The organism is Devosia sp. MC532 (assembly GCF_016461625.1).
Taxonomy (GTDB): Bacteria; Pseudomonadota; Alphaproteobacteria; order Rhizobiales; family Devosiaceae; genus Devosia.
In genome coordinates this window covers 181,276-191,155 of record NZ_JAEMNZ010000007.1, presented here as the reverse complement: position 1 = coordinate 191,155, position 9,880 = coordinate 181,276, and the positions used below count along the sequence as shown (strand labels likewise).

Genomic DNA, 9,880 nt, shown 5'->3' with positions numbered 1-9,880 from the left:
GTGGTTCTTGCGAGGAGCCCAAGACCCGATCCCATCCCGAACTCGACCGTCAAATTCCTCCGCGCCAATGGTACTAAGTCTCAAGACTTGGGAGAGTAGGTCACTGCAAGGTCTGCCAAAAACATAAATTCTCTCTACGATCATCAAAACCAAATACAAAAAGCCCCGCTCAACAGCGGGGCTTTTTGCGTTTCTAAGCTCCGCAGTGGCAGGTACCTGTCGGTGGTCTCACATGGGGCCGGCGGAAGGCCCCCTCACCCGACGCTGCGCGTCGACCTCTCCCCCAGAGGGAGAGGTTAGAAGAGGTGCTTCCGACCAACTAAAACTCCCACCCTCTATCCCTCCCCTTGCGGGGAGGGATAGAGGGGCGTGTACGGGCTGGATGTCCGCAGTTTTGTGGAAGTTCCATAAGCACTTGGGTATGATGTGGGCTTGAAGGAAGGATGTGGTGATGGCGGAGCGCTTTGAGGGGGATTGTGAAAATTGCTTTGCGCTGTGCTGCGTTGCCCTGTCGTTTCAGCGCTCGGCTGATTTTGGCCACGATAAGCCCTCCGGGCAGGCGTGTCATTTTTTGCAGCAAGATTACCGCTGTCGCATTCATCCGCAGAAGGAAGCGCTGGGGTATGAGGGGTGCCTCGATTTCGATTGTTTTGGGGCGGGGCAGAGAGCGAGCGCTGGTTTTTCCGGCCTGAACTTTGCTGGTGACCCGAGTGTGGCGCGGGTTCTCTATGCGCGTTTCGCGCAACTCCTCGCAGTCCAGGAAATGCGACAGGCCTTGGTCGATGCTGAGGACCTCAGCTTGGGACGCGACCAGGAGACTTTGCGAGTCGACTTGCTCGGGCGGCTGGCGTACGGGGCGGACAGTGTACGCTCTGAGCTTGATCCGGACGCGCCAGCTGTGTTGGCGCAGTGTGAAGCATTCATTGCGCAATTGCGCCGCTGATCGTCCGAATAACCGTGCCATTTGAAATCTGGTGAACCGCTGAGGCTTGACGGCATTGTCCAATCAGACAAGGTCTACTGGTTGCACGTCAAAGATTCAGGTCTCATGCCGTTTATAAAAATCCTCGCCGTTCTCTTCTTCGCCCTCGTTCCGATGGCCGCGCACGCGCAAATTGCGCCTGTTGCGGCCCCGCCTGCATCAAGTTCGGCAGCTGATGACCTCATTAAAATACTAGAAGACGATACGGCGCGCGCAGCGCTGATTGAGAAACTGAAATCGAGCGCTGGGGATGCGGCAGCAGAGCCGGAAGCGGCTGGGCCGACAGACCTCAGCATTGCGCGCGCATTGGCCGAGTACACGCGCAGCGTTGCGGAGGGGGCTTCACGCACGATCAGAAACCTTGGTGGTGCGTTTGAGAGTGTGAGAACGCTCTTTACCGACGGCGCTGCGGCGTCCAGCCATCAGTTGCGCGACTTCTTTATCAATGTCGGCATGGTGCTGGTTGCGCTGCTGGTGAGCTACTGGGTGCTGCGCATCGTTGTCAATGCCATCACTGCACGGATCGCGGCACGGGTTGCGGGTCAATCCATGTGGAAGCGTGGTGGAGGGCTGATTGTCGCGACCTTGGTGGACCTGCTGGGCATCTTCATTGCCTGGAGTCTGGGTTATGTGCTGGCGTTGAATTTTGGCACGACTGGGTCTGGCGCGATGGGGATCAATCAGACCCTGTTGCTCAATGCTTATCTGGTCGTTGAGGTGGTCAAGCTTGCGTTCCGCGTTGTGCTGATGCCGCGCTATCCGGCGTTACGCCTGCTGCCGATTGCTGACGATACTGCAGAATATTGGCAGTTTTGGAGCGCGCGAATGATCTCTCTCGTGGGCTACACCTTTATGTTCGTCGCCCCAGTGCTGCGCGGGTTGGTATCCGGGGCAGCGGGGGATGCGGTTGAGGTTCTCGTCATGGTGACCTCAGTGGTGATTGCCATCGTCATTGTCTTGCAGAACAAGGATGACGTGCGTCTGTCGCTTGAAGCCCACGCGCGCGATCGGGAGAATGTCGGCTTTGGGCGGCTCCTCACGGTTTTGGGGCGTCAGTGGCATGTGCTGGTCATCGCCTATCTCGTTGCCTTGTTGATCGTCTGGTTCTCGAACCCAGATGGGGCACTGCCCTTCATGGTGGGGGCAACGGTTCAATCTTTGATCATCATCGCTGTGGCGACGCTGGTTGCGACCTTTATTGGGCGGTTCGTCAGCGCAGGGTTCAATTTGCCGGACGATGTGAAAACGCGTTTGCCGCTGTTGGAAACGCGGCTGCGAACATTCGTGCCGGGTGTCATGGCGGTTGTGCGCTGGATCCTTGTGGCCGTTGCGGTGATTGCGATTGGCCAAGCGTGGTCGCTGTTTGATTTCACCGGTTGGATGGCAACCGACGAAGGGCTCAATGTTGTGGGCTCGATCGTTTCGGCACTGCTGATCGTGCTGGCGGCTGTGGTCATCTATGTGGTGATGGCCAGTTGGGTGGAATATCGCCTCAACCCGAATGTGGGCCGGGCCCCGACATCGCGCGAGAAGACGCTGCTCAACCTGTTCAAGAATGCCTTCACCGTGGTGATCGTGGTGTTTGGGGCCATGCTGGCTCTGGCGCAGATTGGTGTCAATATTGCGCCGCTCCTGGCTGGTGCGGGTGTGGTCGGTCTGGCCATTGGTTTTGGCGCGCAGAAGCTGGTGCAGGACATTATTACCGGCATCTTCATTCAGTTTGAAAACGTGATGAATGAGGGCGATAGCGTACAGGTGGCGGGCAAGTCGGGGACGGTTGAGAAGCTGACGATCCGGTCCGTGACCATTCGCGATATGAGCGGGACCGTTCACCTCATTCCGTTCTCGGCGGTGACGGATGTTTCCAATATGAATCGCGGGTTCTCGTTCTACGTCTCGGACGTCGAAATCTCGACCGATAGCGATATTGAGCAGGCCAAGCAGGCGATGCGGGATGCGTTTGATATCGTCATGGCACGCCCAGAGTTTGCCGAGGTTATCCTCGATGTGCTTGATTTGCAGGGGCTTATCGCTCTGACGCCAACCTCGGTTTCATTGCGCTCGCGCATCAAGACATTGGCGGGCAAGCAGTGGGGCGCGGGGCGCTTTTATAGTGAAACGCTGATGCGGCTCTTCACTGAACGGGGCATCCATACGCCAGTGCAGCGGATCAAATATGTGTCGGCAAATAGCTCCAGTGAGCCGCCACTGTTGGAACAACATGGAAACTGACATGGAAGTGATCAGCTGAGCGGTTTGCCTTAAGGCCATCTTAATCGGATGCGTTAATATTTTGATACGCGCGCTCGGGCCCTCGGGTCTGGGCGCACCGTGACTTATCTGTAGCGCGTATCACGAGGCTTACGATGTTCAGCTGTTTCCGCAAATCTTTGTTTGGTTCGCTTGTGGTGGGAGCACTCGCCAGCGTTTCACTCTCAGCCGCGTTTACAGCACCGGCGCTGGCCGATACGGCAAGTTTTGTGCGCTCGCTCTGGCCCGATGCCCAACGCGCCGGTGTCCGTCAGCAGATTTTCGAAGCGGCTTTTTCGGGCTATGCGCCCATTCCAAAGGTCACCGAGCTGACCAAGTCGCAGCCTGAGTTTACCCAGACTGTGCAGCAATATGTCGATAAGCGGGTGACGGCGGCGCAGGCCGCTAAGGGTTCCGCCATGCGCCAAGAATGGGCGCAAACGCTTGGCCGCGTTCAGCAGACCTATGGGGTGCAGCCCGAAGTGGTTCTGGCCATCTGGGGCATGGAAACCAATTATGGCGGCTACATGGGTGGCAACAACACGATCCATGCGCTGGCAACACTGACGCAGAACAATTATCGGACGGAGTTTTTCCGCAGTGAGTTGATCACGGCGCTGAAAATTCTGAACGAAGGGCATATCGCGCCGAAAAGCATGACCGGATCTTGGGCCGGTGCGATGGGCCATACGCAATTTATGCCATCGAGCTTTATGCGCTATGCCATCGACTTCAATGGCGATGGGCGCAAGGATATCTGGAACTCCATCCCTGACGCTTTGGGCTCGACTGGCAATTATCTCAAGAGCTTTGGCTGGCGGCCGGGGGAGACCTGGGGCTACGAAGTGCGCCTGCCGCAGAACTTTGATTTTGCGCGCGCACGCGACATGAACAAGGCCTCTATCAGTACCTGGCGACAGATGGGGATTACGCGCGTTTCGGGACGCGATTTCCCACGAGCTGGGGACGAAGCGCGGCTCTATATGCCAGCGGGCGCGCGGGGCCCTGCGTTCCTGCTGCTGCCTAATTTTGAAGTGATCAAGCGCTACAATAATTCGGATAGCTATGCGCTCGCCGTTGGGCATTTGGCCGATCGGATCATCGGCGGCGGCGCGTTCGCTACGGCCTGGCCGCAGGGTGATTTTGCGCTGACCAAAGCGCAGCGGGCAGAGGTGCAAACCTTGCTCAACCGCCGTGGTTTTGATGTTGGCTCGCCCGACGGGGTGGTGGGGCCAAAGACCCGCGCGGCCGTTATGGCATTCCAGACCCGCGCGGGCCTGCTGCCCGATGGGCACGTATCTGGCACCTTGCTCGAGGCCCTGCGCCGGTAGGCTTGGAAGAATGTGATGAGCGGGGCAGGCTGAAATTTACCCTTCGTTAACCATGCCAGCGCAGTCTCAGCGCGCTTAAGCAGAGGGCAGGCCGGGTCATTCCAAAGCGCCTGCCCTCGCCCATTTCGGCGCAGTCCGTCATAATTATTGCGGCTTTATCTGCAAAACCGCTATTCCCTCGAAACTCTCGGTTCGGCTTATGTCTATTCTCAAGCGCGCTGTGATGGCGCTCGCTGTATGCGCCAGCCTTATGCCTATGCAGGCATCGGCTCAGAACATTATGGACCCGTTCAACTTGCCGCCGGTGATGGACGCCAATGCGGTTAAGGCCGGTGACGGTATTTCGTATCGCGATGGTACGCGGCATAAGCTCGACGTTTATACGCCCGAACAGCGGGGGCAATTGGCCCCTGTTGTGTTCTTTGTTTATGGCGGAGCGTGGGTGCGCGGGCAAAGGGCGGATTATCAATTTGCAGGACGCGCCTTGGCGGCGCGCGGCTTTGTGGTCGTCATTGCCGATTACCGCCTTGTGCCTGAAGTGCGGTATCCCGAGTTTTTGGAAGATTTGGCGCTGGCGATGCGTTGGACGCAGGACAATATCACCAGCTATGGCGGCGACCCCAATCGTCTGTTTCTCGCCGGCCATTCGGCGGGCGCTTACAATGCTGTGATGTTGGCCCTTGACCCAAGCTTTAGAAATGAAGCGGGCGTGACCATGCCGATCCGTGCTGTGGCCGGGCTTTCCGGGCCATATGATTTCTATCCATTTGAATATGGCGACGTGGTGGAGGCCTTTGGGCAGGCGCCAAATCCTGAAGGCACGCAGCCCATCAACCTTGTTACCCATGACAGCCCACCGATGTGGCTGGGGTCGGGCACGACGGACCCGATTGTGCGCGTGCAGAATACGCAGCGGCTCGCTGAGCGCCTGCAAAATCAGGGCGTATGGGTCACGACCAAGTATTATGATGGGTATGGGCACATGGAGCCGGTGATCGCTATGGGCGCTATGTGGCGTTGGCGCATGCCGGTGTTGGACGACATGATCAGCTTCTTCACCCAGTTCGGGGCGTTCCCCAGCGGGGTGCCTTATGTGGCGGTGACGCCAGACGCCCCCCAGGAAGTGCCAGAAGGCACGATGGCGACCCAGGACGTTGTGCGTCAGCTGGATCGTCTGTTTGGACCGCTCAGCAATTAAGCTTGCGGGGTGATCGTCACCGAGGCGGCGGAGCGCGTGTTCGGGCCGTGATAAACGGCTTCGATATTGTTGCCGTCGGGGTCGAGTACGAAACAGGCGTAATAGCCGGGATGATAATGGCGGGCTCCGGGCCTGCCGTTGTCTGTGCCGCCAGCGGCAATGGCTTCGCGATAGAAGGCGTCTACGGCCTCTGGGCTTTGTGCCTGAAAGGCGAGATGAATATGGCTGGCAATCGTGTGTGCGTCTGCGGCATCGACAAACAGCTCATCGGCTTGAAACCAGCCTTGCCCGGATGCGGTGAAGGAAATTCCCAAAGTCCCGAGGACTCGCTCGTAAAATCGTTTGGTCACCGCAAAAGTGCGGGCGCGCAGGTGAATGTGGTCGATGAGCCGACCAGTATGAAATTGCATTAGTCCCCCCAATACAAAAACGCCCGAACCAAAGGTCCGGGCGTTTTAAATTTATTCAGCTTCGTTGGCTGGAGCGGCGTTGAGCATGCCGTAGCGCTCGATACCGATCTTTTCGAGAAGCTCGAGCTGGGTCTCGAGGAAGTCGATATGGCCTTCCTCGTCCTTCAAGAGTTCATCAAAGATCTGCTTGGACACGTGGTCATGCAGCTGGGAGCAGAGCTCGCGGCTATTCCGATAGGCTTCGCGGGCTTCATACTCGCCAGCAAGGTCGGCCTCGAGAACCTCTTTGATGTTCTGACCAATGCGCAATGGCGCGACGCGCTGCAGGTTTGGATGGCCTTCAAGGAAGATAATACGCTCGATCAAGCGATCGGCATGGTGCATTTCTTCGATGGATTCGGCGCGCTCTTTGGCTGCGAGCTTTTTAAAGCCCCAATCGTCTAAGAGGCGGAAGTGCACCCAATACTGATTAACCGCGCCGAGCTCGAGAAAAAGGGCTTCGTTAAGCCGCTCTATGACTTGTGGTTCGCCTTTCACTGCGTACTCCAGTTCTCTGTTTCTTGAGTTTTTCCAACCCAGACTGGAGCTGTACCAGCTCAGCGGGCGGGATTGCTTGCTGTGCGTGGTAATTTTCTGTGACGCGGACGATGATGTCCACCACATTCGGAACGCAGCCTGCGCATTTCGCGCGTCGATTGAGTTCGGAATACACCTTCGCAGGAACCACCAATTGCCACGGATCAGCCTTCAACAGATCGAGGACTATCTCCTCAATCTCTTGGGACGTGATCATATTACACTGACAAACAAGCATCGGAGGGGCCAGAGGTTCCGTAATTGGGGGGAATAAACCCCTTCGATATATGAAAGTCAATGTCATAAATTGGTGAGCGATTGCGCCTGCTTAATCGTCGGTATTCGGCGTCTTGGTGGCAGAATCAGCGCCGGTGGGGCTTTTGCGCTGGCGCGCAGCGATAACCACGGCAGAGGCGGCCGAGCGGTGGGCCGAGGAGAAGAACTCGCGATGGGCCAGAACCAGGACAGTGACCAGCGCCGTTGCAACCGCGAGCCACTCGGACACGAACCAAGCGGCCGTGGCCACCGAGAAGTAATAGGCGCGGATGCCAGAATTAAAGTTCTTGGCGCCCAAGGCGTTCATGGCGGCAATCGAGTCGATTTCATCTTCCGTCGTGCGGCGGTCATGATCGAGTGCGCCGAGCATGATGCAATAGTGGTTGAACTGGCGCAGGGAGAGCGTGAAGGAAAAGAAGGCCAGCACGAACATGGTCAGCATGACGATGAGATGAAGCTGAACCTCGGAGACCGTGTAGGCCTGATCGCGGGCAATGGAGTTGAGCGCTTCCATGACGGAATCGATCTGCCCAAAAACGGCGAAAACCGCGAGGACCAGCAGCACAGACGTCGAGGCCAGAAGACTGACCGAGCCCATGATGTTGCCTGAGAGAATGGCGTCAAACGGGCTTTCGCGCAGGGTGGCATTATACACCCAGCGGCGGCGCTGCATATTCATGATCACCGAGAGCGAAGGGCGCAGCTTTTCGATCTGGGGGATGATGATGTTGTAGGCAAAGAAGGCCAGCAGCGGAAAAATAGAGGTGAAGAGCGTCGACATGCGCGGACCTGAAAAAGAGTTTAGCATGCTGACTATAGCGCCAGCATGCCAGAGCACTAGAGCCGATTAAATCGGACGAGGCATGTCGCGATGGATGGTCTCGATATCGGCGAGGACCTCGGGTGAGAGCACCAGATCCTTGGCCGAAAGACACTGACCGAGTTGCTCGGTGGAGGTCGCGCCGATGATGGTCGAAGTGGCGAAGGGACGCGTGGTGCAGAAGGCGATCGCCATGGCGACGGGATCAAGGCCGTGCTGTTGGGCGAGGGCGTGATAGCGTTTGGTCGCGGCCTCTGAGTAATCGTTCAAGCGCCAAAGGCCTTTTTGATACTCTTTGCGGCTACCCTTGGGTGTCGCGCCATCGAAATATTTGCCGGTCAGAACGCCCGCGGCGAGAGGCGAATAGGCCAAGAGCCCGATGTTTTCGTGATGGGTCACTTCGGCTAGGTCGTGATCGTAATTGCGACGCAGAAGATTGTACTCGTTCTGCACGGTGACGGGGCGGTCGACACCCATCTGATCGGCAAGCTGTGCCCATTTGGTCAGGCCCCAAGCGCTCTCATTGGAGAGCCCCCAGGAGCGGATTTTGCCCGCCGCCAAAGCTGCGTTGATCGCGCCGAGCACGTCTGCCATGTGGTCGAGGGTTTGCTTTGGATCGTGTTTTTCCGGCGCAAACTTCCAATAGTTTTCGAAGTGGTAGTGCGGGCGGCTTGGCCAGTGGATTTGGTAAAGGTCGAGATAGTCGGTTTGGAGACGCTCAAGGCTGCCCTCGAGTGCTCGGGCAAAACTGGTGCTGGAAGGGGCGGAGCCGTCGCGAATATGGCGATGGCCGGGGCCGCCGATCTTGCTGGCGAGGACCCAGTGCGAGCGGTCGCCGTTTTGGGCGAACCAGTTGCCGATTATCTCTTCGGTTTTAAAACTCGTCGCCGGGCTGGCGGGAACGGCATACATCTCGGCCGTGTCCATAAAAGTGATGCCGGCGTCCTTAGCCATGGCGATCTGGGCATGGCCTTCGGCTTCGATGTTCTGGCTGCCCCACGTCATAGTGCCGAGGCAAATGTCGGTGACGGTAATGTCAGTATGGCCAAGCTGTTTTAAACGCATATGAAATTCCAAGTCGCTCGAATTGCGCGAAAGCTAAACCAGCTTTGGCCTAGGGAAAAGCGCACAAAGGCGCCTTGGCGTCCATGTTTGTCCACAGACGCGATTAAATCCGTCGTGATTTTGAAATTGGAGGGTTGTGGTCTGCAGTTATGCCGCCTATAACCCCCTCACACCGCGCCGCAAGGCACAGTGGTTGACGCGGGATGGAGCAGCCCGGTAGCTCGTCAGGCTCATAACCTGAAGGTCGCAGGTTCAAATCCTGCTCCCGCAACCAAATAAAACCCCAGTTTCTCTCACGAGAAGCTGGGGTTTTCCTTTTGTGCGTCGCATCGGGAATTTCGCTCCTCGTGGTTCGGGTACTTGGTGTGGTTTTCGAGCTGGGTCGGCGCCGCCCCAAAAGAAATTAATCCGTCTTGGGGTCCTTGGGAGGTGTTAAGTCTCAGGAGTGAAGCAATAAATCAACCAAGTTGCTGCTATCTCCTTATTCTCTAAGGGTGAAAAGTCACACAAAATCAATAACATGGCTTTGATATAAATTGCTTGCGTCTGGTTCTTGTTAAGCGTGGTTGCTGCGATTGCTTCATTATTCACAGGTGAATATTTCGACAACGAGGTGTGTCTCTATGGAGCTTTTGCTTTTGCGGTTGTGTGTCAACATCGGCTTCCGCTCATAGGCAATTGAACTAGGTCGTCCAGTTTAGGTTTGTTCAGAACATGTCGTCGCTGATCCCAAGACCTAGTCGGTGCGGGACGGCGCTTATGGTGTGTGTTCGCAATTGTCTGTGGGGGCGAACAGCACGCGCATGCCTTTTGAGGGCGCGCACCATGCCGGTCGATCCTGCTGAGCAGGCCGACGCAGTGCTCAGATCAAACAAGACAAATAGCTCTTTCAGGTGGCCACTGGCGACTAAGTCTTTGCTCGGATGACACCGAGTTAGGGCGAAGATTGTCACGTCTGCTGTTTGCAGCGTT

The 9,880-nt window shown here is 57.0% G+C and carries 8 protein-coding genes, 1 tRNA gene and 1 rRNA gene; 6 read left to right on the top strand and 4 right to left on the bottom strand.

What is annotated here, in order from left to right; all coding sequences use genetic code 11:
* From rrf to JHC09_RS11050, 5 genes are all read left to right on the top strand, one after another.
* A 5S ribosomal RNA gene (gene rrf, locus JHC09_RS11070) occupies nucleotides 1-112 on the top strand; the annotation flags it as partial.
* Nucleotides 113-451: 339 nt separating this feature from the next.
* Complete coding sequence (locus JHC09_RS11065; protein WP_199531971.1) at nucleotides 452-943, top strand: hypothetical protein; 492 nt, start codon at nucleotides 452-454, stop codon at nucleotides 941-943.
* A 105-nt stretch (nucleotides 944-1,048) separates the two neighbouring features.
* Complete coding sequence (locus JHC09_RS11060; RefSeq protein ID WP_199531970.1) at nucleotides 1,049-3,214, top strand: mechanosensitive ion channel domain-containing protein; 2,166 nt, start codon at nucleotides 1,049-1,051, stop codon at nucleotides 3,212-3,214.
* Between the two features lie 134 nt (nucleotides 3,215-3,348).
* A complete protein-coding gene (locus JHC09_RS11055) occupies nucleotides 3,349-4,563 on the top strand; it encodes a lytic murein transglycosylase (RefSeq protein WP_199531969.1) in 1,215 nt (404 codons plus the stop codon).
* A gap of 199 nt (nucleotides 4,564-4,762) precedes the next feature.
* Nucleotides 4,763-5,761, top strand: coding sequence for an alpha/beta hydrolase (locus JHC09_RS11050; RefSeq protein ID WP_248308973.1), 999 nt, complete (start codon nucleotides 4,763-4,765; stop codon nucleotides 5,759-5,761).
* Here the strand turns inward: JHC09_RS11050 and JHC09_RS11045 are convergent.
* From JHC09_RS11045 to JHC09_RS11025, 4 genes are all read right to left on the bottom strand, one after another.
* The gene (locus tag JHC09_RS11045; RefSeq protein WP_169196825.1) at nucleotides 5,758-6,171 is read right to left on the bottom strand and encodes a VOC family protein; all 414 of its coding nucleotides are present in this window, start codon (nucleotides 6,169-6,171) and stop codon (nucleotides 5,758-5,760) included. The genes JHC09_RS11050 and JHC09_RS11045 overlap by 4 nt on opposite strands.
* A 51-nt stretch (nucleotides 6,172-6,222) precedes the next feature.
* On the bottom strand, nucleotides 6,223-6,708 hold the full coding sequence (gene bfr, locus JHC09_RS11040; protein ID WP_199531968.1) for a bacterioferritin: 486 nt from the start codon (nucleotides 6,706-6,708) through the stop codon (nucleotides 6,223-6,225).
* Between the two features lie 367 nt (nucleotides 6,709-7,075).
* Nucleotides 7,076-7,804 carry a DUF599 domain-containing protein gene (locus tag JHC09_RS11030; RefSeq protein WP_199531967.1) on the bottom strand — a complete coding sequence of 243 codons (729 nt, stop codon included), beginning with the start codon at nucleotides 7,802-7,804 and terminating at the stop codon, nucleotides 7,076-7,078.
* Between the two features lie 66 nt (nucleotides 7,805-7,870).
* Nucleotides 7,871-8,908, bottom strand: a complete 1,038-nt coding sequence (locus JHC09_RS11025; RefSeq protein WP_199531966.1) for an aldo/keto reductase — start codon at nucleotides 8,906-8,908, stop codon at nucleotides 7,871-7,873.
* Nucleotides 8,909-9,105: 197 nt separating this feature from the next.
* Here JHC09_RS11025 and JHC09_RS11020 point away from each other — a divergent pair.
* A tRNA-Met gene (locus JHC09_RS11020) sits at nucleotides 9,106-9,182 on the top strand.
* Nucleotides 9,183-9,880: the final 698 nt, after the last annotated feature.